This window comes from Roseburia sp. 1XD42-69, from assembly GCF_003612565.1.
Classification (GTDB): Bacteria; Bacillota; Clostridia; order Lachnospirales; family Lachnospiraceae; genus Roseburia_B.
Genome location: NZ_RAZG01000013.1, coordinates 1 through 26,945 on the forward strand (window position 1 = coordinate 1; position 26,945 = coordinate 26,945).

Consider the following 26,945-nt stretch of genomic DNA (forward strand, 5'->3'; position numbering starts at 1 on the left):
TGCCCTTATGAGAACATTGAAATATCTTGTCCGACAAAAGGAGCACTATTTATAATAGTTGTAAAGTGGTGTTATATATAACAGTATAGCCGAAATCAAACTTTTTTCAACGCTTTTCTAAATTCCTGTTTTGTGATATTTCATAGATTTCTGCAAACAGATATGATAAACTAATAAAAGTAAACACTATTTTTAATATTTGAGGAAAAACCATGTTAAATATAATTTTTGGAGATATTAAAAATTCCATCTACCACCCGCCCACTTATTTTGACAACCAATACGAAGACGACTGGATCATACATCCCCTGTCCGTTGAAATGATAAAAGATGTTGACAAATCAGAGGTAAAAAGCCCTCACTTAATTGAGAGCCCCGTCCTTGGCCCCATATCCCCAAAAGAGATATCCGGGGGTGTAAAAACTTTAATACTTATGGCATTTGACGACACGGGCAATATTTTCAACGCCTCCTCCTGCGGGGATAACTGTGCAAAATGGATTGTGGAAATTGGCAGAAAAAAAGATTTAACCATCAATCTCCACCATGTAATGGATTTTAGTTCTGCAGGGGATTTTGACGCCGTGATGTTAAATACGGGAAAACCGGTTCACGGATACGCCGAATATTTTCATGAGGCCCTGAAAATAAAGCGGTGAGATATGAAGGGAAAATATCACATTATTGTACAAAACAAAAGACTCCCCGGGCAAATCCCGGGAAGCCTTTATCACACTAAAACAAATAAGGTTTCTCCCACAAGTTCAGTTTCGTCCCAATCCCGTGTTCCACAGCATAATCATACACTTCCTTGCCCCAGGCCACATCCTCCACAGGCATCCCCCCCACAGAATAAAGGATAATTTCATCCTCCCTTTCCCTGCCGGGAACTTTCCCGTTTAAAATGGCCCCCAAATCGTGAATCATGGATTTATCCATTTTCTTATCGTGCACCAAATCCATAAACAGACATCCCGGAATGTATACCGTATTGTAACAGGGATAGGAGTATTCCTCCGCCCATGCCTCGTAAAGCTTGATGTTATCCACCACCAGTTTCATGTTTCCCCCGGTAATAAATTCATCGGCAAAATCCGCCGCCCCGGGCACGCAGATTAACACGCCGGGCTTTAGCCAGGACTGCTCCACCCTTGGATAGCTTTCCCTGCCGGAGCCTAAAGGGGTGGTGGTGGCAAAGCTTAAAATATCGCTGTCCTTAACGCACTCCTCTAAGGTATCGCAGACAATAAAGTTTTTAAACTGGGGGCATTTTTCTTTTACATACGCAATGCAGCGGTCAATGGAAGCTTTTCCCCTCCCCTTGATTTTTAAGGTGTCCAAAGATGGGCGGAGGGCCGCAAATGTCTCCACGGCAGTGGTGTTGATAACCCCGGGGCCTACGATTCCAAGGACTTTTGCATTTTTTACTGCAAGATTTTTCACCCCCACTCCTGGAATTGCCGCCGTCCGGTAAGCGCTTAAAAGATTACCGGACATAAGGGAAAGGGGCGCCCCTGTCTCTTTGTCATTTAACATCACCATTAAAATGGAACGGGGCAGTTCCTTTTCCCGGTTTTTTACATTGGAGCCGTACCATTTCATCCCCGCCACGTCAAATTTTCCTCCCACATAGGCGGGCATGGCCATAAACCGCCTGTCCGGTGCGTTTTTCGGCATATGGGGAAATTCCGGCTCATCGGGGAATGTCACCATGCACCCGTGGGAATTGCCGTTTTCGCCTCCCATGCGGTAGTCCCCTTTATCTAAAATTTTAAGAAGTTCCTCCATACAGTCCGTACATTTTACTACATCGGTCACTCCCGCTTTTATCATATCTTCCTCGCTTAAATATAACAGATCCAAACTTGGGTAACTCATAATATCCTCCTCTTGCCCCGGCCAAATGCCAAAGGACTTTGTGCTTTTTATTTTTTCCTGTGGTGTTCCCAGTACAATTCATGTTCCATAGCCATTACCTCACTGACGGGGTAGGCTTTAAATAAAGGCTTCTTCACCACCTTTTTTACCCACACAAAAGCATAGATAACAAAGGGGATAAAGGTAAAGAGACACAGACGGTAAATCCGTATCCGTATTCCGGCATCGGAATCTATATTGTATATCATCCAAAGGGTTCCCAAAATTCCCACAATCTGCAGCGCCGGGGTAAAAGGCGCCTTAAACGTCCTTGGGACCTTGGGCAGCCTTTTCCTTAAAATCAGTACATTGATATGGGTCACAATATAGGCAATCATCCAGAAAACACAGCCGCTTAAAAGCAGGAAAGAAAGCTGGTCTGTACCGCTTAACCCGGTAATATTAATCAGAAATATGGTTCCCCCGATAATTAAAATCCCCACATAGGGCGCTCCTTTTTTATTCGTCTTTAAGAAAAAGGCGGGGAGAAGGTTTATCTTTGCCATCCCATAGCAGATATAGCCCAGGGAACTGATGACCGTATTGACGCTGCTGGTCACTGCAAGGACGGACACCACTGCCATCCACACCGTTCCCGCTTTTCCAAGGAGCATGGTGCCGTAAAGCACATGGGGCGTGGCATCCTTTCCCAGTTCTTCCCAGGGGGTATAATTTTTAAACCCGATTACCATTATGCTCTGCATAATAAGAATAGACAAAAGCCCGATAATCATTCCCATAGGAACATTTTTTCTTGCGTTTTTTACTTCTTTGGAAATGGGAATCACATACTCAATGCCGATAAAGAGAAAAAATCCCAGTCCGCACAGCCCGGTGATATCTGTAAAATCACAGGAAAGCACGGCCGCCTGGCTCACTTCCTCCCCCGCGCCAAGGTGCAGCGCCCCTAAAATGCCCATTACCGCCAGGGAAAAAATCAAGGCAAAGGCCACAAAATCCTGCACTTTTGCAAACATATCCACACCCTTAAGGTTTAACACAATAAGAACTAGAATCAGCACTCCGCTGTATATATTTCCCGATATGCCAAATTCGGGAAATACGCTGCTTAAGGTATTGCCAAACATAGCCGCCTCCACGCTGCTGATTACGGTATTGCACACAAGATAGCCTCCCACCATGACAATCACGGTGATAAAAGGCCCCATGCAGGCTAAGGTATACTGGGCCAGCCCTCCTGTCAGATTTGGCATCACCGCATTTAACTCCGCCACAGATAAAGCCAGAAGCATATTTAACACGCAGGCAATCACCATGGTGATAATAAAAGTAATCCCTATACTGGCAGCCCCAATCCCCAGGGACAAAAGACAGCTTGTGGCCACCACAAGACCCACCCCGGTTGCAATCACGCTTCCCAGCCCTAGTTTCTTTTCTTCCATATAAACACTTCCTTTCCCCGAAAGGGATAAACTTATGCTTTAGTATGCTTTTCCCTCTGCTATAGCATCTGTCCCTTCTTCCCCGGTACGGATTCTAACCACGTTTAAAATGGGGGAAATAAAAATTTTTCCGTCCCCGATATGCCCGGTGTAAAGCTCTTTTTCCACAAAATCAAGAAATTCCGCAAGTTCCCTTTCCTCTAACACCACCATTACCACCTGCTTGTCCAAAAGTATGGGCTCCGAATGGGTTTCGGCCTCATATTCCTTTGTGCCAAGCTGCACCCCGCAGCCCTTTGCCTCGTACACTGTCATGCCGGAAATCCCAAACTTTCCCAATTCCTGGCGGAGCATATCCACCTTCGCCATATTGGTGATAATCTCAACTTTAACCAATTCCACTTTTTCCATAAATTTCCTTCCTCCTTTAATAAGGTATCGCCCCCTCACCTGCGTTCGGCGGCATGTCGTCGGAAGGCATTTTAAGAAATGCTTCGCATTTGCCTTCCTCCTATATCTTTGCTTTGAAACGGTCATAGCGGAAATCTTCCATATTATCCACCGTAAAATTTCCCTCCGTCATCATTTCCGCTATATTTACCCCGGCGCCGGGGGCAATGCCAAAGCCGTGTCCCGTAAAGCCGCAGGCAAGGTAGAGCCCCGGCACTTCCTCCACAGGGCTTATGACGGGAACTTTATCTGCGCACTCATCGATAAATCCACTCCACTCCCTGACAATCTTTGCATCTTTTAAGGCAGGGAAATATTTCATAATTCCCCGGCAGATGCAGGATGCGCTTCCGCTTTGGGAAATGCCGTGGCCGTTATCCTTTTCACAGGGCTCTAAGCCTGTGGAACCCCCGAAGACAAAGGAGCCGTGGCTGCTCTGGTGTCCGTAAAAATCCGCCTCCGCCGTGCCAAGCATCTGTTCAAACATAAAGGGCTGGGCCTCTGTCACAAGACAGGTAAGCTTTACTTTCTGCATGGGAATGTCAATGCCTACGCTCTCGGTGATTTTCCGGCTCTCATACCCTGCCGCCACCAAAACTTTTTCCCCTTCATAGGTATTGTTTTCCGTGACGACTTTTCTTATTTTTCCCTTAACGGTCAAAAGTTTTAAAACCTTCTCCCCGGTGATAAAGCGTACTCCCAATTCCCTGGCCCGCTTATAGTATCCCAGGGTTGCGGTAAGGGGATTGGCATGTCCGTCTGTGGGGCAGAAACTGGCCCCAATCACTTCTTCTGAGAGATAGGGGTTAATCTTTCTCACCTCATCCCCGTCTATCATCTCAACCCCCAGGCCGCAGGCTTTCGCCCGCTCCGTCAGGCCTTCTAAAATTTTAAGGTGTGCCGGGGTTTTCCCCAGCCGCAGGTTGCCCTTCTGGGTGTACTCCACATCCACCCCCAGTTCCTCAGAAAGGGTTGGCCATACATTTTGAATCCCCCACATTACCATGGGAATCTCCCTGGGGTCACGGCCGGACTGGCGCACACCGCCCCCGTTTCTGCTGGAACCCCCGTTTCCAATATAATCGCTTCCCTCTAAAACAATGACGGAGCACCCTTTTTTTGCAAGATAGTATGCACTGGCGCACCCGATAATTCCACCGCCGATAATTACTGCCTCCGCTGTATGTTTCATTATCTGCACACTCCTTCCTCATGGCCTAATATCCGCATTTCCGTAGGGCGCATTGGGGCTCTTGCCGCTGCAGGCTCCAACTGGGCCGGAGAAACTTTAAGTTCCTTTGCCACAATTCCCTTTACCAGCCTGCTGCAGGTCTGGCCCTGGCATAGCCCCATGCCGCACCTAAGATACCGCCTAAGCTCTGTTATGGTATACATTCCCTCATGCACCGCTTTTCTGATTTCCCCCTTTGTGATTTCCTCACAACGGCAAATCACCATATCATCGTCCCCTGCCGGGACAAAGGGGCCAATATCCCTGCTTCTGTCATTTACCCTGTTCATATGTCCACCTCTTTTTCTATTCCGGATTATTTAATTACTTCTGTAAAACCGCGCCCGCATCACCATATCCTTTGGCACTTTTATGGTAAGAAGATTGGTGTGGTCAAAGGCGGGAGAACTTTTTACCTCCGTCACTTCCGCTTCACAGATTTCCTCCCCGCTCCTAGAAAGAGCCATTCCCCGGCTGCCTTTTTCCGGCAGGGGAAGAAATTCGTAGGGGAGGGTCACCTCACCGAACCCGTCTTTTGTATCCTCATTGATAAGGAAAATTGCCTGGCCGGAGCAGGATGCCACACAAAGACCGCAGCCGATACATTCCGCCGTATCCGAAACTGATGGAAGGGCCGTAATCTTTTCCCCGATTTTAATGCAGCCTTTGGGACAGGCATCCTGACAGGGGTTACAGGGAATATTCTGGGAACATTCCATCACAGGATGAATCCCTGCCCGGCGTCTCACTCCGGGATAGCGCAAAATCTCTTCGTCCCCGATGTATCCCCTGTTAAGGAGTGTCTGGGAAATCTCATACCCTTCCTCTGTCTTTTCCAATTTCTTTCCCCGGTTTTCCGGCGCAAACATGCCCTGGCGCAGACTCTCTAAATCCTGCTGTAATGCCTTAAGCCTTTCCTCTTTTTCCCCTTCCTCTGTATACCCCAGGTAAGCGGAGGCTAAAACCCCTGCCATGCGCCCCTCAATCATTGCGGAGCTGGCTTCCTCAATGGAAGAAACATCCCCTGCGGCAAACACCCCGGGAAGGGATGTCTCCCCATATTTGTCCGTAACAGGCACCTGGCCTCCCTTTTTCGGGTTATCCTCCATATCACACCCTGCCATTTTTAAAAGCTGGGACATGGGGGAAAGCCCCACCGCAAGACAGATGGTATCCACGTCAAAATGTTTTTCCGTTCCGGGTATGGGGGTGAAATGCTCATCCACCTGGGCGATGACAACCCCTGTAACCCTGTCCTCCCCTTCCGCTTTTACAATGGTGTGGGAGAGGTAAAAGGGAACCCCCGTCCTGGCCACTTTTGCCCCGTGAACTCCATAGCCCCCTACCCGGGGCGCCGCATCCACCAAAGCCGCCACCTCACAGCCCGCCTGGATAAGCTGGAAGCTTACCACAAGCCCTACGTTTCCTGTGCCCAGCATTAAAACCCGCTTTCCCGGTTTGATGCCGTGGAGGTTCATCATGGTCTGGGCGGCTCCTGCACCGATTACCCCCGGAAGCGTCCACCCCGGGAATGTCACCATATTTTCCGCCGCTCCCGTGGCAACAATAACGGCATTTCCCTTGTAGTGGAAAACGCTCTCTCCAATCCGCACCGTCACTTCCTTATCCTGAAAAAGCCCTAAAACCGTGGCGTTTAACACCACTTCCACCCCGGATTCCTCCGCTTCTTTTAAAAGTTCCTCCCCGATTTTAAATCCCCGGATTTTTGCCCGGTGCTCTTTAGAGCCGAAAAATTTATGTATCTGTTTAAAAAGCTGCCCTCCGGGCTTTTCATTTTCGTCAAAGACAATGACTTTCATTCCCTGCTTTGCAGCCTCCACTGCGGCGGAGAGTCCGGCAGGCCCGGCTCCCACCACAATAAGCTCATACCGTTTCATCTTTTATCCCCTCCTTCTTATCACTGACGCCGTACTGGGTCTTTACTTCCATGCCCTCCGCAAGGGGCGTTACGCATGTGCGGATATTGGGCTTTCCGTCCACAATCATGACGCAGTCGGTGCATCTTCCTATGGCACAAAAGATTCCCCTGGGCTTATGCTCCTTTTTCGTATACCGGTGCACCATCACCCCTGCAGCCTTTAATGCCGCAGCCACTGGCTCCCCCTCATATCCCTTCATAGGTTTTCCGTCAAAGGTGAACGGCACTTCCCTGCCCTTTACCGGCTCTCCTAAAATCGGATGTTCCTTTATCCTGCTCATCAGAAATCCCCCCTATCCTTCCGTGATAACAGCCGTCATCTCAATCTCCACAAGCTGGGAAGGTCGGTTTAACTCCGATGTCCCCACTGCGGTAAACAGCGGCCTTACGTCATGGAAAATTTCAGAATAGGCCCGGCTGATTTCGGGACAGTCCTTCATGTGTGTCACATATGCCATAATCTTTATCACATCTTCCGGCTCCGCCCCCGCCTGTTTTAAAAGCTTCACCTGTTTTTTAAAAATATATTTTCCCTGCTCATATGGGTCGCCCTCCCCGTACACAGTCCCATCCGGCTGCACGGAAGTAGTCCCCCCTATCATTACCAGGTTTCCTGTTTTTACCATTCTTGAGTAACCTACTTTTTCCTCTAAGGGCGCCCCTGATGAAAATCTTTCAATCGCCATATGCTCTCCTCTCTTTCCTCATCTGTTAATAGAAAAAGACGCCTTTTCCTTTCCCCTCCCGGGAAATTGAAAGACGTCTTTGTCATGACAAATTTATATCACAGAATTATCACAAAATAAAGCACGAAAACAGTTGAGATTGTCAACCAAATCGTTTATGATTGAACTATGTATGTAAAACCCGGAGGTTTTCAATGAATGTCAGACAGTTATCTTATTTTATGGAAGTATACAGGCAGGGCAGCATTGCCGGGGCGGCCAGGACATTGTTCATCTCCCCCCAGGGCATCAGCAAAACCATTTTGTCCTTAGAGGAGGAGCTTTCCGTGGAACTTTTTATCAGAAAGGGCAGAAAGCTCATTCCCACCCAGGACGCCATCGCCTTAACCCGCCACGCCCAGAACCTGTTAGACGAGTACGAGGCTATCAGCCAGAAAAAATTTTTAACCAGCTCTGTGTATAAACATCTGCACATCGCCTGTTCCTATGACGTTTTATCCTATCTCCCCTGGGAATTTTACCGGGATTTTATGGCAGCCTTCCCGGACATTATCCTCAGGCTGGAAGAGTTTCCCGACCGGGAAGTGCTCTCCCATATGGATCAAAACATGGCGGAGCTGGGGATGATTACCGGGCCCTTAGACAGCGGAAAATACCATATGGTGCACCTCTTTACCAACGGCTTCTGTCTGCTTATCCATAAAAGCCATCCCCTGGCGGAAAAAAGCACAGTTACCTTAAAAGACCTTTCCAAAGAGCGGGTGGCCATTAAGGGCATGGGACAGATTGCCAGCAAAAGCCAGGCCAGCGACTATGTGACAAACCACGCCGTCCCGGCCTTTACCGCCATAGAGGTTTCCGATTACAGGATTATCCATGAACTTGCGGAACAAAACCTGTTAATCGGTATGACATTGGATTACCTTCTCCTTAAAAATCCTCCAAAAAACTGTGTCATTCGCCCCTTTCCCGGGGATACTGCAAAAAAGCCCATTTACCTGGTTTCCAAAAAAGATATCACCCTAAGCCGGGAGGCCCTGTCCTTCCGGGAATATATGGTAGAATGGTTAAAAACAAATAAACAAAAATTTAGTTTTCAGACAAAGGAGCAGATATTATGAAAAAAGTAGGCTATTTCTTTTTTAGCTTTTTACCCGCTTTGGCATCCATCACCCTTCAGTTTGTGTTAATGATTCCTTTTGTGGGCATTGCAACCGTGGTATTTCTAAACCATCCATCGGCTTTAACCAGCCAAAGCTTAGACGACATGACCTCCCTTGTGTCATTTTCCACCGGCATCTCCGCCGTATATGCCGCCTCAGGCATCGTCATTTTCGGCCTGTGGTATCAGCTTCAGTTTAAGGGAAATGTGACAAAAAATGTAAGGCAATGGCTGAATCCTAAAATGTTTCTTGGGGTAGTCTGCACTGTGCCTGTCTTACAGGTTGCCACAGGTTTTATCATCACCTGGGTATCCTCCCTTTTCCCCCAGTGGCTTAAGTTTTATGAAGATTTAATGGATTCCGCCGGTTTTTCCGGGCTTCCTTCCCTGCCCCTAATCCTCTATGCCGTTTTATTAGGCCCTATAGCTGAGGAACTGACCTTCCGGGGAGTGACCCTTGCCTCCGCCAAAAAGGCCCTTCCCTTCTGGACCGCCAATCTTTTGCAGGCATTTTTATTTGGAGCTTTCCATATGAATATGATTCAGGGAATCTACGCTTTTGGACTGGGGATCGTCTTAGGGCTTGTCTGTGAAAAAAGCGGATGTATCTGGTACTCCATTGCGCTGCACATTGGCTTTAACTTCTGGGGAACTTTCGCCTCGGAATTTTTGGCGGATATCTCCCCCATAGGGATTTGCATCCTCTACATTCTTTTTATATTCCTTGGAATTCTGGGGGCATGGCTGATTTCCCATAATCTGCCATCCAAAGAAAATATTTCTGCCATCCCTAAAGAATCCCAGATTCCATCCGATATATAATACAAATAAATAAGCACTCTTTTCACTACAGTAAATGCCAAGGACGGCGGTTGTTAAGGAAATGAATCTTAATGGCTGTCGTCTATTTTTTATACCCTTTTTTACATAATTTATCAAGGAGGATCTTATGATTATAAAATCCAGTGACGTTGCCATGGCATCCCATCGCAAATATCACAGTTCCACTTCCTACGCCTCCTCCGGCATGACCTGGGGAAGAGCCGGAATCCATAGCAAAAACATCCGGTACAAAGAAGATTACACTGAAGAATCCCGGGATGGAAAAAGCAAAGGCAGGGAAAAAGACACAGGAAAAGAAGATTTGATGCAGCAGTTTAACCAGGCAAAAAGCATTGGCAGCCCTGCTATGCAAAGTTCATACCCCTCTTCTGGGGCAGCCATTCGGCAGCAGTCCTTACATTATCTTTTCATGCTTTTGTTTGGGGGAAGCAGCCTGAAAAAATACAGCCTTTTTGACTATCTGGGGGGCAAAAATACCGGTAACCAAATGGGCGGCCAGGGCTTTGGAGGGACTTACACGGAGATGTACACCCATGAAGAACAGGAGACTACCAACTTCTCCGCCAAAGGAACCGTAAAGACAGCAGACGGCAGGGAAATCGACTTTAACCTGTCTCTCTCCATGAGCCGCAGTTTTAAGGAAGCCTATGGGGGAACCGTGGATTTTGGGAAAAAATTAAACCAGGCAGCCCTGTGCGATCCCCTTGTGATAAACCTGGATACCGCTGCAGCCAAGGTATCCGACCAGTCTTTCTATTTTGACCTGGATGCAGACGGAAAACTAGACAAGATTTCACACCTCTCCCCCGGAAGCGGCTTTTTGGCCTTAGATAAAAACGAAGACGGTAAAATTAATGACGGAAAAGAACTCTTTGGAACGGCCAGCGGGAACGGATTCGGGGACTTGGCCGCCTACGACCAGGATAACAACGGCTGGATTGACGAAAAGGATGAGATTTTCACCAAACTCCGGATTTGGACAAAGGATGACAAGGGAAGAGACATCCTCTACACCTTAAAGGAGGCGGGAGTAGGCGCTATCTGCCTAAAACACGCCGCCACGGATTTTGCCCTGAAATCCTATGAGGATAACAGCACCAATGCACTGGTGCGCCAGACAGGCGTCTTTTTATATGAAAATGGAAAAACGGGAACCGTACAGCATTTAGACCTTGCAAAAAGAAACCCTTAAAGTTATAATGGTTAGGCAATACATAAAAAACAAAAAGGGGTATGGTGCAAATGACATTTCAATTTACAGATGACTGTATCATCGGCATTGAACAGATTGACGTGGAACACCAGTATTTGTTTACCATTATGAATCAGATTGTGGATACTCTGGAACACAATGAGGGCATTCCCGATGAAAGCCAGAAACTGGAAACCTATATCGCCCGGCTGAAGGAATACGGTCAGATTCATTTTTCACATGAAGAAGCTTATATGGAAGAACATCAGGATCTGGAATTAGAACGTCAGAAAAGAGAACACAAATATTTTATGACCAGGCTAAACGCCATTGATTTGATGGACCTAAATCACGAGGAAAAAAGGAAAATTTTAGAGGATATGCTGCAGTACCTTACAAAATGGCTGTATCATCACATTTTGGGCAGCGATACCCTGATTGGAAAAATCAGGCATCTTGCCGCAGAAAATCCCCGGGGCAACTACTGCGCTTTCACTCCCAAATACGCCACCGGCATCTCCCAAATTGACGAGGAGCACAAGGGACTCTTTGAAATTATCAACAATGCCTACAACCTGGTGGAAGAAAACACTCTGGGGGATAAGTATGACGAAATCATGACAGTTATCGACCAGTTGGAAGAGTATACAAAAGTTCATTTTTCCCATGAAGAAGAATATATGGCCTCCACCAACTATCCCCACATAGAGGCCCAAAAAAGGGCTCATGACGTTTTTCTCTCCAAGCTGGAAGACAAAGACTTTGGGGAAAACGAAAGCGACCAGCAGGCTTATCTGGAAGATTTGCTGGATTTCCTCTTTGCCTGGCTTTCAAACCATATTTTAAAAATGGATAAAGGAATTATTTAATCTGCTCTTGCACATGTCGGAACAATGGGGTAGGGAGACTTTCTCCCTGCTCGCCCTGCGGCTTACATAAAAAAAGAACCAGTCTGCACTGGTTCTTTTTTTGGATTCCTCTTAATCTTCACATTTTGCAAGCTCGTCTAAAATAACTTTAAGCTGCTCTGCCAACAACTTATCTCTCTGAATTAAATCTTCATGCTCTCGTGTCAGATTCTGACGCTCCTGCATTAACTCGTTTACCCGTTCAATAATCTCCTGTTTTTTCACGGCTTACCCTCCTGTTTGCATTGTAAAGTTTATAAGTTCTCCTGTTCCACAACAACTTTGTCCAAATGCCAGATTTCATCTACATACTCCTGAATGGTTCTGTCTGATGAGAACTTTCCGGAATGCGCAGTATTTAACATGGACATCTTAGCCCAGCGCTTCTCATCCCTGTATGCTTCCTCAATGGCCTTCTGGGCATTTGCATAGGAATGGAAATCCGCCAGTATAAAGTAAGTATCCGCATACTGGGTACACTGGGTATTTAATAAAGAATTATATAAATCACGGAATAATTCACTGTTATTAGGTGAATAGAATCCGTTAATTAACTGCATCAGTACCTTTCGGATATCCTGGTCATTATTGAAAATCTGCATGGGGTTGTAATCCCGGTTCCTCTCATGGGCAATCACCTCATCGGAACTCATACCAAAGATAAACATATTATCTTTGCCCACTTCCTCCACCATCTCCACATTGGCACCGTCCATGGTTCCAATGGTGACAGCGCCGTTTAACATAAATTTCATGTTTCCTGTCCCTGACGCCTCTTTGCTTGCGGTGGAAATCTGCTCGCTCACATCTGCCGCCGCAAAAATCCACTCTGCATTGGAAACCCGGTAATCCTCAATAAATACCACTTTAATCTTATCCTGGATACTCTTGTCATTATTAATTACTTCGGCAACACTGTTGATTAACTTTATAGTCAGTTTTGCATTCTTATAACCCGCTGCCGCCTTTGCCCCGAAAATAAAGGTTCTTGGATAAAATTCCCTCTCGGGATGCTCTTTCAAATCATTGTAGAGGTACATAATATGCAGGATATTTAAAAGCTGTCTCTTATACTCGTGGAGACGTTTTACCTGTACATCAAAGATAGAACGGGGATTTACGTCAATTCCATTGTGCTCTTTGATATATTTTGCAAGGCGAAGCTTATTCTGGTATTTGATGTTCATAAACTCATGCTGGGCCTTCTCGTCATCCACAAACAGAGAAACCTTTTCAATCTTGCTCAGGTCTGTAATCCACTCGGGGCCGATATGATCCGTTACCCAGTTTGCCAGAAGCTGGTTTCCGTGAAGGAGGAAACGTCTCTGGGTTATCCCGTTTGTCTTATTGTTAAATTTGCCCGGGAACATCTCATAGAAATCTCTTAATTCCTGGTTCTTTAAGATTTCTGTGTGAAGCCTTGCCACGCCGTTTACGGAATGTCCTGCCGCAATGGCAAGATGTGCCATTTTTACCTGGCCGTCCTGTACGATTGCCATACGGTTAATCTTGCCCTGGTCTCCCGGGAATTTCTCCTGAATCCGGAGGATAAACCTGCGGTTAATCTCCTCCACAATCTGGTAAATTCTGGGAAGAAGCCTTGAAAAGATTTCAATGGGCCATTTCTCCAATGCCTCTGCCATAATCGTATGGTTCGTGTAAGCACATACCTGTGTGGTAATCTCCCATGCATCGTCCCAGTCAAGCCCTTCCTCGTCTAAGAGATAGCGCATCAACTCTGCCACCGCCACGGTGGGATGGGTGTCATTTAACTGAAACGCCACTTTTTTCGGCAGGTCATGGATGTCCTCATGTGTCTTTTTAAATCTCTCCACAGCCCGCTGTACACTGGCTGACACAAAGAAATACTGCTGTTTTAAACGGAGCTCTTTTCCTGAAATATGATTATCATTGGGATAAAGCACATCCACCAGATTTCTTGCAAGGTTTTCCTGCTCCACAGCTTTGCGGTAGTCCCCCTTGTCAAAAGAATCCAGCTCAAAACGCTCCATGGGCTCAGCATCCCAGATAATCAATGTATTTACCATGTGGTTGTTGTAGCCCAGGATAGGCATGTCATAGGGAATCGCCCGCACTGCCTGATACCCTTCATGTACAAACTTTGTCCTGCCGTCCGCCATATTTTCCGCACGGACATATCCTCCAAATTTAATCTCAAAAGTATATTCCGGCCTCCTAAGTTCAAAGGGATAACCCTCTTTTAACCAGTCATCTGGACGCTCCACCTGAAAACCATCTATAATCTCCTGGCGGAACATGCCGTAATGGTAGCGGATTCCGCAGCCGTATGCACCATATCCCAGGGTAGCCAAAGACTCCATAAAGCAGGCTGCCAGCCTTCCAAGGCCGCCGTTTCCAAGGGCCGGATCCGGCTCCTGATCCTCAATCACATTGATGTCAAGTCCCATCTCCTCCAATGCCTCAGCCACCTCTTTATAACATGTGAGATTAATGAGGTTATTGCCCAGGGCACGGCCCACTAAAAATTCCATGGACATGTAATAAACCACTTTCGGGTCGTCCTTTTTCATGGCGTGCTGGGTTTCCATCCACTGGTTAATCACCACGTCCTTTACCGCATAGGATACGGCCTGAAAAATTTCCTGGTCGCTGGCCTCATCCATGGTTTTACGGTACAGCTTCTTTACATGGTCCCGCACCTCTTCTTTAAAGTGTTCTTTGTCAAATACATCCTTTTTCAAGTAAATTCCTCCTTCTGTATTCACTCTCATTTCCCTATTTTTTTTACGACTGCTTTTTAACTTCCAATGTAACTTTTTCCCCATTGATATTCCAATCTTTCATATAACCGGAGAGATTTTCTGTAGTAATGACATCCGCTAAGACTTCCGCCTGGATGATATCCCGGTTTTTCTCAAATATGCCGGACACTTTTTCCCCGGACTGATAGCCTACGGCAATCCTGTCCATAACCTCAAATCCCGCTTCTTTTCTCATGGTTTGGATTTTACTGATCAATTCCCGGACAAAGCCCTCCTCAATCAGCTCCTCCGAGAGATTTGTATCCAAAACCACCGTAATGTCATTATCATTCTCAGCCACATACCCCTCCATCTGGGTCATTGTGATGAGCAAATCCTCATTTAATAATACAACTTCCTCACTGACACTGTCAAGTTTTATAGCCCCTTTGCTGTTAAGTTCTGCCATTGCCTGATTGCCGTCTAACTCCTCTAAAGCTTTCTTAATCTGTGACAAGTATTTCCCGTACTTGGGACCTACCGTGCGCAGCTGTGGTTTAAAGCTGTAACTTGTGTAGGCGCTTACATCCTGGGAAAATTCCACTTTCTTAACATTCAGCTCATCTGCAATAATTTCCGTGTAAAACTCTGACAGTTCAAATGGGGCTTTGATAAACATCCTTCCGATGGGCTGGCGGTTTTTGATATTTGCCTGATTCCTGCATGCCCGGCCTAAAACTACGACTTTTAAAACCAGATCCATGTCTTTTTCCAGTTCTTTGTCGATGACACTCTCATCCGCCGAGGGGAAATCACACAGATGAACGCTCTCTGGCGCAGATGCATCCACCTTTCTCACCAGATTCTGATAGATATCCTCCGTCATAAATGGTATCATGGGGGCCGCACATTTTGACACGGTGACAAGGGCCGTGTAAAGTGTCATGTACGCATTTATCTTATCCTGCTCCATGCCCTTTGCCCAGAAGCGCTCCCGGCTTCTCCGCACATACCAGTTGCTCATTTCATCCACAAATCCGTCCAATGCCCTAGCTGCTTCGGGAATCCTGTAATTTCCCAGATTGGTATCCACATCTTTAATCAAAGTGTTTAATTTGGACAGGAGCCATTTATCCATAACGGAAAGCTTCTCATATTCAAGCGCATATTTTGCCGCATCAAAATTGTCAATATTGGCGTATAGCACAAAAAATGCGTAAGTGTTCCACAGCGTCCCCATAAACTTCCGCTGCCCCTCCTGGACCGCCTTGCCGTGAAAACGGTTGGGAAGCCAGGGCGCAGAATTAATATAAAAATACCAGCGGATGGCGTCTGCCCCGTAGGTCTTTAAAGCCTCGAAGGGGTCTACGGCATTGCCCTTGGATTTGCTCATCTTCTGTCCGTTCTCATCCTGTACATGTCCCAGCACAATTACATTCTCATAGGGAGACTTGTTAAATAAAAGCGTAGATTCCGCCATGAGGGAATAAAACCATCCCCTAGTCTGGTCCACCGCCTCGGAGATAAATTTTGCCGGGAACTGCTGCTCAAACAAATCCTTATTTTCAAAGGGATAATGGTGCTGTGCAAAAGGCATTGCCCCGGAGTCAAACCAGCAGTCAATCACCTCCGGCACCCTGCGCATCTCTTTGCCGCAATCCGGACAGTCAAAAGTCACTTCGTCAATATAGGGACGGTGCAGTTCTACCTTTTCATCTTCTTTATTGCCGGTTCTCTTCGCCAGTTCCTCCCTGCCGCCGATACACTCCTGATGTCCGCACTCACATTCCCACACATTCAAAGGCGTTCCCCAGTAACGGTTTCTGGAAATACCCCAATCCTGGATATTTTCTAACCAGTCTCCGAAACGCCCTTTACCGATGGACTCCGGAATCCAATTTACCGTGTTGTTGTTTCGGATTAAGTCTTCCTTCACCTCGGTCATTTTAATAAACCAGGACTCCCTTGCATAGTAAATCAAAGGCGTGTCGCAGCGCCAGCAGTGGGGATAGTCATGTTCAAATTTGGGAGCGTCAAACAAGAGCCCTTTCTTTTCCAAATCCGTTAAAATCACAGGGTCTGCTTTCTTAACGAAAACTCCCGCATAATCCGTCTCCTCTGTCAGCTCCCCTTTTCCGTTTACAAGCTGGACAAAGGGCAGGTCATATTTTCTTCCCACCTGGGCGTCATCCTCACCGAATGCCGGGGCAATGTGGACGATACCTGTACCGTCCGTCATGGTGACATAGGAATCGCAGGTGATATAATGTGCTTTTTTACGCTGCTTTTCAATAATTCCACTGGCAAAATCAAAAAGAGGCTCATACTCTTTTCTCTCTAAATCCGTACCCTTATAAGTCTCTAAAACTTCATAGGCGCTTTCGCCTTCCTCTGCCAATTTCCCTAATACTTTGTCCAAAAGTGCCTGGGCCATATAGTAGACATACCCGTCATTCGCCTTTACCTTACAGTAAGTCTCCTCCGGGTTTACACACAGGGCCACATTGCTTGGCAGTGTCCATGGGGTGGTCGTCCATGCCAGAAACCAGGCGTCCTCCCCGATTACCTTAAAACGCACCACTGCGGAACGCTCTTTTACGGTCTTATACCCCTGGGCCACCTCCTGGGAGGAAAGAGGGGTTCCGCACCGGGGACAGTAGGGAACAATTTTAAAACCTTTATATAATAACTTTTTATCCCAAATCTGCTTTAGGGCCCACCACTCCGACTCAATAAAATTATCGTCATAGGTGACATAGGGTTCGTCCATATCTGCCCAGAAACCCACGGTTCCTGAGAAATCTTCCCACATGCCCTTGTATTTCCACACAGACTCCTTACATTTTTTAATAAAAGGCTCCATGCCGTAGGCTTCTATCTGCTCTTTTCCGTTAAGCCCCAGAAGTTTTTCCACTTCCAGCTCCACCGGAAGCCCGTGGGTGTCCCACCCTGCTTTTCTGGGCACATATTTTCCCTTCATGGTCTGATATCTGGGTATCATATCTTTAATCACACGGGTTAAGACATGACCGATATGGGGTTTTCCGTTTGCCGTGGGAGGCCCGTCATAAAAGGTGTATGTCTCCCCCTCTCTCCGGTTCTCCATACTCTTTTTAAAAATGTCATTGTCTTTCCAAAACTGCTCTGTGGCTTTTTCCCGCTCCACGAAATTCAGATTCGTCTCAACCTTGTTGTACATAAATTCCTCCTAAAGTTCTATATTTATGTCTTTTCCCGGCATTAAAATGTATCCGGCTTCTCATCCTCGTCAAATGAATGATCCTTTTCTTCATCCTCTTCGTCGTAATCGCCGTAATCTCCAAATGAATCATCGTCATTATCAAATGGGAAATTAAAATCATAGTACTCTTCATAATCCTCCCCAAAATTCTGCTCCATTTGGTTTTTGAATTGTCTTTGGACTTCTTTCTGGAACTCTTCCTGAAAAGCAGAAGAGCCTGCAAATGCAAAAATATAGACAAAGAAGAAAATAATGGACAGCGCCGCCGTAACAATTCCGGCGATACCAAAACCCTTGCCGCTTTTACATCTTACCAGATGAATAATTCCAAAAACAATTGCCAAAACTGCCAGCAGTAAATTGCAGCAGGTGCAAAATAGCACCAATGATATAATGCCTAAAACCATGGAGGCAATTCCAAATCCCATGCTCTCCTGCACCGGCTCCTCGTAATTCTGGTAGTACGTTCCCTGATAGGAATAACTTCCTGAACTATCCTGATATGTCCCAGTGTAATTTGTATTGCCTTCCCTGTAACCCCCCTGTGAGAAATCATCCTGAAAACTGCTTCCCTGCCCTTGATTCTCCTGGGCGTCGGAAGAAACCTGCACTTCCGCAGAAGAATCTGTATTGTAATTTTCTTCGCTCATACTTTCACTCCTTATACTGTATAAAATGATTCATGTTACATTTTATCACACTTTATTTTATTTTTGTAGCAAAACTTTTATTTTTGTATCCATAAACTTCCAGATTCCTAAAATTTTAACGAAAAAAAGCAGGTTATCCGTAAAAGATTTCCTGCTCTTCTCTTTTCTCCTTGTTTACAACAAAGGAAATATATTCCGTCCAATTCCAAACAACACCAAAACACAAATGCAGCACCAAAGAATCACATTCTGGACACCTCCCATACGGAAATATCCCGTTCTAATATAATCCACTATATACTTAGAAAAAACAGCAGACAGAACCGGAATAAGCAGCAGTACTGCCGCATTTGCCCGAAATGCCCCTTTAAAATCCAGCTGCATCAGGGCAACACACATATGGGTGACTCCGCATCCCGGACATTTTAATCCTGTGATCATCCGAACCGGACAGGGCAGTCCAATACCAGTATACTGAAAAAATAGTCCATATGCAAATCCCGCTGCAAAAAGCAGCAGGGCAATTATAGAAACAGATAATAAACGCTTCTTAACCAACTATATTTCCTGTGCCGTCCATGCGGACTAACATATTTATCTCGTTCTGCATTAACGCCCATGCCACAATGGGAAGGCAAATGCACAATATCAGGTAAAGTATTCCACTGTTGTTAGATGGAAGCCCTCTGTTACTCTTAGCAATGTCAATCTTTTCACCCTGCTTGTATCCCCAGTACAAACTGTAGATGTTACATGTAATTATAGAAAGCAGAAAAGCAACGCCGCCGGATGTCCCTTCCACTTTGGCTACAGCATTCATCTCGTTTGTCAAGCAGATAAACCAATAAATACCATATAAACCACAAGTAACAATACTTAAAACTATACAAAGCGCAATATTTCTCTCTTGAATCATAATATAACTCTCCCTTCAAATCGATTTATTACATTCCGGCTAATAAAGCTCCCATTGCAAAAAGGCCCAGAGCCGCTAAAGCAAGCAATATAACTGCTAAAACAAGTCCTATAATTCCACAGACTATACCTGCGATAGCCATACCGTTTTTACTGTTTCTCTTATTGTGCATAATACCCAGCACAATGGCAAGAATCGCTGAAACAATCCCACAAATCAAACCAATAGGAAATCTCCAGCATAAAACTACAATAGAAACAATCCCAAGCACCATGGAAGCAATTGCCATTCCGTTATTGCCGTTATTCTTCTGTGGCTCCCCGTAGAACTGAGATGTTCCGTTATCAAATCCTTCGCTCATTTCTCTTTCCTCCATATGTGTAATTCAAAATAGCAACGAGAACATTCTATCAGAAAAGGAAGGATATTTCAAGAATTTTCTTTTTTCAGCGGGCCCGCCGCCATATATTTTAATTAAATCCCACCACTTTCTGGGAAATTTTGTAAGCCGCAACAGATATTTTCCTGCCGCTCTTTCCCGGCAGATTCATAGTATGTCCCATAATTCCAGTTCTCAAGTGATGAAACAGCCTGATATCCTGCTGTTTAATATATTTCCAGAGCTCCCTTTTTTTCTGCAGGTTCTCCTCGGTGCCGGAACGAATCAGCATCACCGTGGAAATGACGGTAATAATTTCCAGATAATTAAACATATAATGCCTGAGTTTCCTGTTTGGAATTTTCCATAAGTCAAAAGCCTCCACCATAATTTTGTTTACCTTAATCTGCTGGTCAATCCGGCTAATCATTACGGTTTCGTTCACAGACTGATCATCCCGCCCAATATAGTAGCGGTAAAAATCCACGTCCATATAGTACATATTTTTCACTTCCGGAAGGGGCTTATATACAAAAATATTGTCCACATAAAATGTATGTTTCGGCAATTCCAGGCCGCAGTCCCGGAGGAGTTTTGTCCTGTAAATTACGGAATGCATAAGAATGTACAGCCCCTTGTGAAAACGCCTGGTATCGCTCCAGCCAAACACTTTGTCCGTAGGGAGAACAGATGTATACCGCATGACCTTTTTCCGTTTTGCCCCCTGTTTCTCATAGACAAAATTGCTAATCATCATGTCTAAGGTTTCACTTCCCCCTGCAAGCTCTTTTAATTTGGAAAGAATCTTCAGGTAGGCGTCTTCCTCCACCCAGTCGTCGCTGTCCACAACTTTAAAATACAAACCGGTAGCATTGCGGATTCCCGCATTGACAGCCTCCCCGTGTCCCCCGTTTTCCTGATGGATGGCCCGGACGATTCCCGGATATTTTTTCTCATAGGCATCCGCAATATCCCCTGTCATATCACAGGAGCCGTCATTTATCACAAGAATCTCCACATCATCCCCCCCTGGGAGCAGTGATTTGATACAATTTTCCATATAATCCTCTGAATTGTAACAGGGGATTGCAACCGATAATAATTTCATTCCGCTTCTCCTTATAACCTGTATTTATTTTCCATTTTGCTTTCCGGCGATAATATGTTCCGCCATATCAAGAGCCCGCTCTGTTATGGCATCTATGTTATAATATTTATATTCTGCAAGCCTTCCCAAAAGATATACATTGGAAAGATTTGCAAATTTATCCGCATACTTCTTATAGAGCTTCTGATTTTCCTCATTTAATATGGCATAATATGGAATCTCCCCCAAAGCCCCTGTGTATGCAAAGGGATATTCTTTTACTATTGTTGTTCCCTTCACATCCTGTCCTGTGAGATATTTAAACTCTGTGATTCTGGTAAAATCTTCACTTACCGTGTAATTTACCACGCTTCTCCCCTGAAAACTATCCTGGTCAAAATGTTCAAATTGAAAGTCTAAAGACCGGTAGGGAAGCCTGCCGTAAACACAGTCAAAAAGCTCGTCGATAGGCCCTGTATAAATCACTTCCCCTGTAAATTCCTGCCCCTGAAAAAGAACTTTATCCGGCAAAAATTCTAACTTTTCCCGGCAGTCCGTATCCGTCCAAACGGTTATAGAAGGGTGATTTAACATGTTTTCAAACATGTAGGTGTAACCCTCCCTTGGCATTCCCTGGTATTTATCCCCAAAATAACGGTTGTCATGGGAAATCACCACCGGTACTCTCCCTGTAACTTCCTTACTGATTTCCTCAGGGGTCTGTCCCCACTGCTTCATCGTATAATGTAAAAATATATTTTCATACACATAATCGGCTATGGCTTTTACTTCCGGGTTTTCATTTTTCCGCAGCTCCATAATAGGAATCCTGCTGCCCTCTCCATACTCAGAAACCAAAACTTTTTCCAGCCTATCCGCTTTCTCTTTGTCATAAACCATATGCAGCGTATTTAAATTGAAAGGAACCGGAATCAGTTTGCCGGACACATTGGCAGCCACCTCATGGCCGAAAAAATACCAATCTGTAAATTCGGAAAGAAACTGAAAAACTTTCTCAATACCGGTGTGAAAAATGTGGGGGCCGTATTCATGAATCAGCACCCCGTGGGAATCTTTCCTGTCGTAACAATTTCCCCCGATATGGGAGCGCTTTTCTATTACCAGGACGTTCCTGTTTCCCTCCTGGGCAAGCTTTCTGGCCGCTGTGGCCCCTGCAATACCGGAGCCGATTACAATACTGTCGTACATCTTCCTACCTCTTCTTTCTGCTTTCCTTTCCTGTTCAATATTATCTATTATACACATTTTTTCATGGGAAACCACATTTTTTTTGCGTATTAAAAGAATATTAATTTTTTACTTGCAAGATTGGCTTATTATTTGTAAGATAAAAAAGATGAGTATATAAATACAAGGAGGAATCGATTGTGCCAAAAAAACAAAACACAACAGCGTTCAAAAAACGAAACATTATTGTAGGCCAGTCTGGCGGCCCTACTTCTGCTATTAATTCCAGTCTTGCAGGAGTGTATAAAACCGCAAAAGAGCGTGGTTTCCATACCATATATGGAATGCTCAACGGCGTCCAGGGACTTATGGACGAACAGTATGTGGATCTTTCTACACAGATTCATTCCGACATGGATATCGAAGTGTTAAAGAGAACCCCCTCTGCATTTTTAGGTTCCTGCCGGTATAAACTGCCTGAGATTCATGAAAACCCGGAAATCTATGAAAAAATTTTTTCCATTTTGGACAAACTGGAAATCGAAGCCTTTATTTACATCGGAGGCAATGATTCCATGGATACCATAAAAAAACTTTTCGACTATGCCATTGTCAAGGGACACAAACAAAAGTTCCTGGGCGTTCCCAAAACCATTGACAATGACCTTGCCTTAACCGACCATACCCCCGGCTTTGGCAGTGCGGCAAAATACATTGCAACCTCCACCAAGGAAATTATCCGGGATGCCCTTGGATTCTCCTACCGCAACAAGACAATTTCCATTCTGGAGATCATGGGCCGCAACGCCGGCTGGCTCACAGGTGCCACCGCCCTTGCCCGCACAGAAGAGTGTGACGGCCCGGATCTGATTTATCTTCCTGAAATTACCTTTGACATCGACAAGTTTTTAGAGAACGTCAAGGAGATGCAGGAGACAAGAGACGCCGTGGTGATTGCTGTCTCCGAGGGAATTAAATTAGCTGACGGACGCTATGTCTGCGAACTGTCCGGCGGAGGGGAGTATGTGGATGCCTTCGGCCACAAACAGCTTCAGGGCACCGCAGCATATCTGGCCGGATTCCTTGGCGCCAAACTTGGGTGCAAAACCAGGAGCATTGAGTTCTCCACCCTTCAGAGAAGCGCATCCCATATGGCTTCCCGTGTGGACATAAACGAAGCTTTCATGGTAGGCGGCGCTGCTGTAAAAGCTGCGGATGAGGGTGATTCCGGCAAGATGATTGTCATCGACCGTATTGCAGATGACCCTTACATGAGTTCCGCAGGGGTTTACGATGTCCACCGCATTGCCAACAATGAAAAACTGGTTCCCAGAGAATGGGTGAACGAAGAAGGCAATTACATCACGGATGAGTTTATTAATTACATTGAACCGTTAATCCAGGGTGACTACCCTCCCTTTATGGTAAACGGACTTCCACAACACCTGGTTCTTAACAGGTAACCGCTGGAAAATGAATTGCAAACCGGTTTTATCATAATTGTTCGTTCATATTTTATTTACAAAACTCTAATATATATAACATACTACTGTCACAAATACTGGTTATACTAAGTTCATAAGTTAAGGAAACAACTTATACAACCGCAAAAGCGGAGGGAACATTTTCCCGACAGTAACAAATAGTGCTACACGTAATTTTTACAAAACTTTTCATACCTTGCTTTAAGCAAGGTTCCTCCCAGTAAATAGTGAGTTGCTTCACTTTTAATAAAATCTTTTTCATATGAAAGGCCGGTGCTTATGCACCGGCTCCCTCTTTTTTAATTCTAATCATCCTGTACAATATTATCTTTTCCCTGCAATATATCCAAATACTGCACATAAGTACGAAAAGCCGATGGCATGGCAAACTTTTCCTTAAAATCCGCCGTTTCCGCAAACAAAAACCCGGACTCCTCCTCCCCCAGTGCCTCCACCTTAACCATATACCCTTTCATGCGCCATTCCACATGGGAAAAAATATGTTTGGAACTTTCTAAGGCTTCAATTCTAAGAGGGGAAAGCCCCATGCTTTTTACCCGCTCTAAGGCATCCTTTTCATCCAGAAAACCATCCATGTTGGGAAACTCATACATCCCCGCCAAAAGCCCCTTTTCAGGACGTCTGCGCAAAAGAATTTTTTCTCCGTCCCGGATAAGAAGCACGGTCCGCTCTTCCATGCGGCGCTCCTTCCCTTTACTTTTTACGGGAATCCATGAAATTTTATCCTCTGCCCTTGCCAGGCAAAAAGAAGCCCAGGGACATGCCCCGCATTTCGGCTCCCCGTTTGGAAGGCATACGGTGGCCCCCAGCTCCATTAAGGCCTGGTTAAAGACCCCCGGCTGGTCATGGGGAAGGATTTTTAAAAGTTCTCCCTCCATATTAGAACGGACGGACTGTTTCATAATATCCCGCTCATCTGCCGCCCCACGTGAAATTACCCTCAACACATTCCCGTCCACTGCTGCCGCCTGCTTTCCGTAGGCAATGGAAGAAACCGCCCCTGCCGTATAATGGCCGATTCCTTTTAATTTTAAAAGCTCTCCATATTCCTCCGGCAGCATGCCTTCATAATTTTCCATCACCTGTTTTGCCGCCGTCTGCATATTCCGCACACGGTTATAATACCCAAGGCCCTCCCATAGTTTTAAAAGTTTCTCCTCCGGGCACTCCGCCAGGCTTTTGATATCCGGCAAAGCCTCCACAAATCTCTCAAAATAGGGTTTCACCGCCTCCACCCTAGTCTGCTGGAGCATAATTTCCGATACCCAAACCCTGTAGGGCGTGGGAAATTCCCTCCAGGGAAGGATTCTTGCATGGCCCTTGTACCATTCTAAGAGAGGAGCTACAAGCTGTTTTAAATTATATTCTTCTATCTTCATATGAAATAACCGCCTCTTTAAAGAGATAATGTTATTATACTTCCCGAAGGCAAGTTCCGCAAGGACAATAACATATGATTCATAAATGTGTATATGCGCAAACCCTTAAAGTTTTTTGCAACTACTCCTCGTTAAAATATTGTCAAACCCCGGCAAGAGGTGTATAATTGACATGTGATGTAAACAAGCAGGGATGGACGGCAGGCCCTGCAATTTTAAAACTAGGAGGCAAAAAATGAACAATTTAGTATTGGAAGTAGCAGATGAGATTGCTGTACTTAAAATCAGCAGACCGGCAGCTTTAAACGCTTTAAACTCTGAGACATTGGACGAGTTAAATGAAGTTTTAACTGAGATTGAGGGAAGAGACGATATCAAAGTCGTTATCTTAACCGGCGGCGCTGACAAAAAAGGCAATGAGTTTAAATCCTTCGTTGCAGGAGCTGATATCGCTGAGATGTCAAACTTTACCGCAGCAGAGGCCAGGGCGTTTGGCATGAGGGCATCTGTTCCTTTCTTCAAACTCATGAATATGAGACAGGTTACCATCGCAGCCGTAAACGGATTTGCCCTGGGCGGCGGATGCGAAATCTCCATGGCATGTGATATCCGTATCGCTTCCGACAATGCAACTTTTGCACAGCCGGAGTGCGGTCTTGGAATCATCCCGGGATTCGGTGGAACCCAGAGACTTGCCCGTCTGGTTGGCATGGGATGCGCCAAAGAAATGATTTTCACCTGCGACAACATTGACGCCAACGAAGCTTACCGCATCGGCCTGGTAAACAAAGTTGTTGCAAAAGAAGAATTAATGCCTACTGCAACTGCTATGGCAAAGAAAATCATCTCCAAAGGAAGCTACGCAGTTTCTATCGCAAAAGCTGCCATCAACAACGGATATGACATGGATATTAAAAACGCAGTGGAAATGGAAGCGAACCTCTTTGGCATTACCTGCTCCACACACGACAAAGCAGAAGGCATGGGCGCTTTCTTAGAGAAGAGAAAAGCGGATTTGACAGATTTCTAAATCTTTGCCTTTCCTACATAAAACGAGGATGCTTACGCATCCTCGTTTATATCTTATTTCACTTTAAAACTCACCTTTTTCGTATTCCCCGCTTTGTCTGTCAGCACTAACTTATAACTTCCCGCCTTATTGACCTTTTTTCCGCTTTTTATTTTCTGCCCGTTTAAAGTTGCGGACTTCATCCCTGCAATTTTATCGGAAAAAGTAATTTTCACACCTTTTTTATAGGTTTTGTTTTTCATGTTTGTCTTAGGTTTTGTGGTATCAATGGTGAATTTCACTGTTTTCTTTTTGCCGTTTAAAAGTTTCGTCTGAAGCTTGTATACCCCGTCTGTTCCAAAATACCAGTTCTTGTACCCGTCAGTAGTAACTCCCATACTTTCGCTGTTGCTGTTGCTGTTGCTGCTGTAATCCGCCTTGATTTCCTGATAATCCACGTAGGTTAATACCCCCTTGGATTTTATGGCCACCTTTTTAAAGTTATTATAAATGCCGTTATTTTTTACTCCGGTAAAATCCACTTTATCCACATCATAAAGGCTTTTATCAAAAACTGCGTAAAACTTCTCTCCCTCTTTTAACTTGCGCAAATCAAAATCTACAGTCCTGCCGTCCTGGCGCACTTTACCGTTGGTATAATATACTGGATAGGGGCATTCCACAACTGCATCGGCAAATTCTATCGAAGGGACTCCCTCCTGGAGTAATGCGTTTCCCTCGCCAATTTCTGTCCCGTCTTCCATACCTGCAAAGGCACTTCCCTCCGAAATGATATATTTCTTATTGATTTCCGCAAAAAACTGCTCTGCCTCCCCTTTTTTATGATGATTTTTTTCCTGTATCACCCTGCTGTACTGTTTTCCGTTAATGGTAACCTTATGGAAGGGCTCTTCCACCACATCCGGCCCAAAATGGTTGATTAGCTGGGCAATTTCCTGCTCCGTAAGGTAATACTGGCTGTACTCATCCACAGATAAATCCTTGTTTACCGTAAGCTCCACCTTCGCCCCGCACCCGGAGGCAAAAATCATCACTGCTGACAGTATACATAATCCCATATGTCTTAAAAAATTTTTCTTCATAATATCTCCTTCTGACCGAACTTTCCTCCAGTTA

26 protein-coding genes are annotated in these 26,945 nt (G+C 45.3%); 7 read left to right on the forward strand and 19 right to left on the reverse strand.

Annotation, left to right across the window (positions count from 1 at the left end; all coding sequences use genetic code 11):
• Positions 1 to 212 precede the first annotated feature (212 nt).
• The gene (locus D7Y06_RS08505) at positions 213 to 659 is read left to right on the forward strand and encodes a DUF4869 domain-containing protein (protein ID WP_120407382.1); all 447 of its coding nucleotides are present in this window, start codon (positions 213 to 215) and stop codon (positions 657 to 659) included.
• 76 nt (positions 660 to 735) lie between these two features.
• On the opposite strand, the gene D7Y06_RS08510 is transcribed toward D7Y06_RS08505, so the two are convergent.
• The 8 genes from D7Y06_RS08510 to D7Y06_RS08545 form a co-directional block, all read right to left on the reverse strand.
• A complete protein-coding gene (locus D7Y06_RS08510) occupies positions 736 to 1,878 on the reverse strand; it encodes a tyramine oxidase subunit B (protein ID WP_120407383.1) in 1,143 nt (380 codons plus the stop codon).
• Between the two features lie 47 nt (positions 1,879 to 1,925).
• Complete coding sequence (locus D7Y06_RS08515; protein ID WP_120407384.1) at positions 1,926 to 3,320, reverse strand: APC family permease; 1,395 nt, start codon at positions 3,318 to 3,320, stop codon at positions 1,926 to 1,928.
• A gap of 39 nt (positions 3,321 to 3,359) precedes the next feature.
• Positions 3,360 to 3,731, reverse strand: a complete 372-nt coding sequence (locus D7Y06_RS08520) for a P-II family nitrogen regulator (protein ID WP_158591321.1) — start codon at positions 3,729 to 3,731, stop codon at positions 3,360 to 3,362.
• Between the two features lie 100 nt (positions 3,732 to 3,831).
• Positions 3,832 to 4,962 (reverse strand): NAD(P)/FAD-dependent oxidoreductase, encoded by a 1,131-nt coding sequence (locus D7Y06_RS08525; protein ID WP_120407386.1) that lies wholly within the window; start codon positions 4,960 to 4,962, stop codon positions 3,832 to 3,834.
• Positions 4,962 to 5,291, reverse strand: coding sequence for a (2Fe-2S)-binding protein (locus D7Y06_RS08530; protein WP_120407387.1), 330 nt, complete (start codon positions 5,289 to 5,291; stop codon positions 4,962 to 4,964). The genes D7Y06_RS08525 and D7Y06_RS08530 overlap by 1 nt, the downstream gene beginning before the upstream one ends.
• A 30-nt stretch (positions 5,292 to 5,321) precedes the next feature.
• Positions 5,322 to 6,899 carry an FAD-dependent oxidoreductase gene (locus D7Y06_RS08535; protein WP_120407388.1) on the reverse strand — a complete coding sequence of 526 codons (1,578 nt, stop codon included), beginning with the start codon at positions 6,897 to 6,899 and terminating at the stop codon, positions 5,322 to 5,324.
• A complete protein-coding gene (locus D7Y06_RS08540) occupies positions 6,886 to 7,221 on the reverse strand; it encodes a (2Fe-2S)-binding protein (RefSeq protein ID WP_120407389.1) in 336 nt (111 codons plus the stop codon). Before D7Y06_RS08540 ends, D7Y06_RS08535 begins: the two co-directional genes overlap by 14 nt.
• Before the next feature lie 12 nt (positions 7,222 to 7,233).
• The gene (locus D7Y06_RS08545) at positions 7,234 to 7,626 is read right to left on the reverse strand and encodes a Rid family hydrolase (RefSeq protein ID WP_120407390.1); all 393 of its coding nucleotides are present in this window, start codon (positions 7,624 to 7,626) and stop codon (positions 7,234 to 7,236) included.
• 194 nt (positions 7,627 to 7,820) lie between these two features.
• Here D7Y06_RS08545 and D7Y06_RS08550 point away from each other — a divergent pair, with 194 nt between their 5' ends.
• From D7Y06_RS08550 to D7Y06_RS08565, 4 genes are all read left to right on the forward strand, one after another.
• Positions 7,821 to 8,747: a LysR family transcriptional regulator gene (locus tag D7Y06_RS08550; protein ID WP_120407391.1), complete on the forward strand. Its 927-nt coding sequence runs from the start codon at positions 7,821 to 7,823 to the stop codon at positions 8,745 to 8,747.
• Positions 8,744 to 9,610: a CPBP family intramembrane glutamic endopeptidase gene (locus D7Y06_RS08555; RefSeq protein ID WP_120407392.1), complete on the forward strand. Its 867-nt coding sequence runs from the start codon at positions 8,744 to 8,746 to the stop codon at positions 9,608 to 9,610. Before D7Y06_RS08550 ends, D7Y06_RS08555 begins: the two co-directional genes overlap by 4 nt.
• A gap of 127 nt (positions 9,611 to 9,737) precedes the next feature.
• A complete protein-coding gene (locus tag D7Y06_RS08560) occupies positions 9,738 to 10,823 on the forward strand; it encodes a hypothetical protein (RefSeq protein WP_120407393.1) in 1,086 nt (361 codons plus the stop codon).
• A gap of 50 nt (positions 10,824 to 10,873) precedes the next feature.
• Entirely contained in the window at positions 10,874 to 11,692 is an 819-nt protein-coding gene (locus D7Y06_RS08565) for a bacteriohemerythrin (RefSeq protein ID WP_158591322.1), read from the forward strand.
• 111 nt (positions 11,693 to 11,803) lie between these two features.
• On the opposite strand, the gene D7Y06_RS25905 is transcribed toward D7Y06_RS08565, so the two are convergent.
• From D7Y06_RS25905 to glf, 9 genes are all read right to left on the reverse strand, one after another.
• Entirely contained in the window at positions 11,804 to 11,956 is a 153-nt protein-coding gene (locus D7Y06_RS25905; RefSeq protein WP_158591323.1) for a hypothetical protein, read from the reverse strand.
• A 29-nt stretch (positions 11,957 to 11,985) separates the two neighbouring features.
• Entirely contained in the window at positions 11,986 to 14,484 is a 2,499-nt protein-coding gene (locus D7Y06_RS08570; protein WP_442970400.1) for a glycogen/starch/alpha-glucan phosphorylase, read from the reverse strand.
• 13 nt (positions 14,485 to 14,497) lie between these two features.
• The gene (ileS, locus tag D7Y06_RS08575; protein ID WP_120407396.1) at positions 14,498 to 17,653 is read right to left on the reverse strand and encodes an isoleucine--tRNA ligase; all 3,156 of its coding nucleotides are present in this window, start codon (positions 17,651 to 17,653) and stop codon (positions 14,498 to 14,500) included.
• Positions 17,654 to 17,694: 41 nt separating this feature from the next.
• The gene (locus tag D7Y06_RS08580; protein ID WP_120407397.1) at positions 17,695 to 18,345 is read right to left on the reverse strand and encodes a DUF4190 domain-containing protein; all 651 of its coding nucleotides are present in this window, start codon (positions 18,343 to 18,345) and stop codon (positions 17,695 to 17,697) included.
• Positions 18,346 to 18,519: 174 nt separating this feature from the next.
• The gene (locus tag D7Y06_RS08585; RefSeq protein ID WP_120407398.1) at positions 18,520 to 18,903 is read right to left on the reverse strand and encodes a DUF2752 domain-containing protein; all 384 of its coding nucleotides are present in this window, start codon (positions 18,901 to 18,903) and stop codon (positions 18,520 to 18,522) included.
• Complete coding sequence (locus D7Y06_RS08590) at positions 18,896 to 19,261, reverse strand: DUF4234 domain-containing protein (protein WP_120407399.1); 366 nt, start codon at positions 19,259 to 19,261, stop codon at positions 18,896 to 18,898. Before D7Y06_RS08590 ends, D7Y06_RS08585 begins: the two co-directional genes overlap by 8 nt.
• A 28-nt stretch (positions 19,262 to 19,289) precedes the next feature.
• Positions 19,290 to 19,622 (reverse strand): DUF4190 domain-containing protein, encoded by a 333-nt coding sequence (locus D7Y06_RS08595; protein WP_120407400.1) that lies wholly within the window; start codon positions 19,620 to 19,622, stop codon positions 19,290 to 19,292.
• A gap of 109 nt (positions 19,623 to 19,731) precedes the next feature.
• Complete coding sequence (locus D7Y06_RS08600) at positions 19,732 to 20,748, reverse strand: glycosyltransferase family 2 protein (RefSeq protein ID WP_120407401.1); 1,017 nt, start codon at positions 20,746 to 20,748, stop codon at positions 19,732 to 19,734.
• Between the two features lie 24 nt (positions 20,749 to 20,772).
• Positions 20,773 to 21,936 carry a UDP-galactopyranose mutase gene (gene glf, locus D7Y06_RS08605; RefSeq protein ID WP_120407402.1) on the reverse strand — a complete coding sequence of 388 codons (1,164 nt, stop codon included), beginning with the start codon at positions 21,934 to 21,936 and terminating at the stop codon, positions 20,773 to 20,775.
• 179 nt (positions 21,937 to 22,115) lie between these two features.
• On the opposite strand from glf, the gene D7Y06_RS08610 reads away from it, so the two are divergent.
• On the forward strand, positions 22,116 to 23,378 hold the full coding sequence (locus tag D7Y06_RS08610; RefSeq protein WP_120407403.1) for a 6-phosphofructokinase: 1,263 nt from the start codon (positions 22,116 to 22,118) through the stop codon (positions 23,376 to 23,378).
• A gap of 326 nt (positions 23,379 to 23,704) precedes the next feature.
• On the opposite strand, the gene mutY is transcribed toward D7Y06_RS08610, so the two are convergent.
• Entirely contained in the window at positions 23,705 to 24,799 is a 1,095-nt protein-coding gene (mutY, locus tag D7Y06_RS08615; protein ID WP_120407404.1) for an A/G-specific adenine glycosylase, read from the reverse strand.
• A 235-nt stretch (positions 24,800 to 25,034) separates the two neighbouring features.
• On the opposite strand from mutY, the gene D7Y06_RS08620 reads away from it, so the two are divergent.
• Positions 25,035 to 25,829 (forward strand): enoyl-CoA hydratase-related protein, encoded by a 795-nt coding sequence (locus D7Y06_RS08620; protein WP_120407405.1) that lies wholly within the window; start codon positions 25,035 to 25,037, stop codon positions 25,827 to 25,829.
• Between the two features lie 53 nt (positions 25,830 to 25,882).
• On the opposite strand, the gene D7Y06_RS08625 is transcribed toward D7Y06_RS08620, so the two are convergent.
• Entirely contained in the window at positions 25,883 to 26,911 is a 1,029-nt protein-coding gene (locus D7Y06_RS08625; protein ID WP_120407406.1) for a hypothetical protein, read from the reverse strand.
• Positions 26,912 to 26,945: the final 34 nt, after the last annotated feature.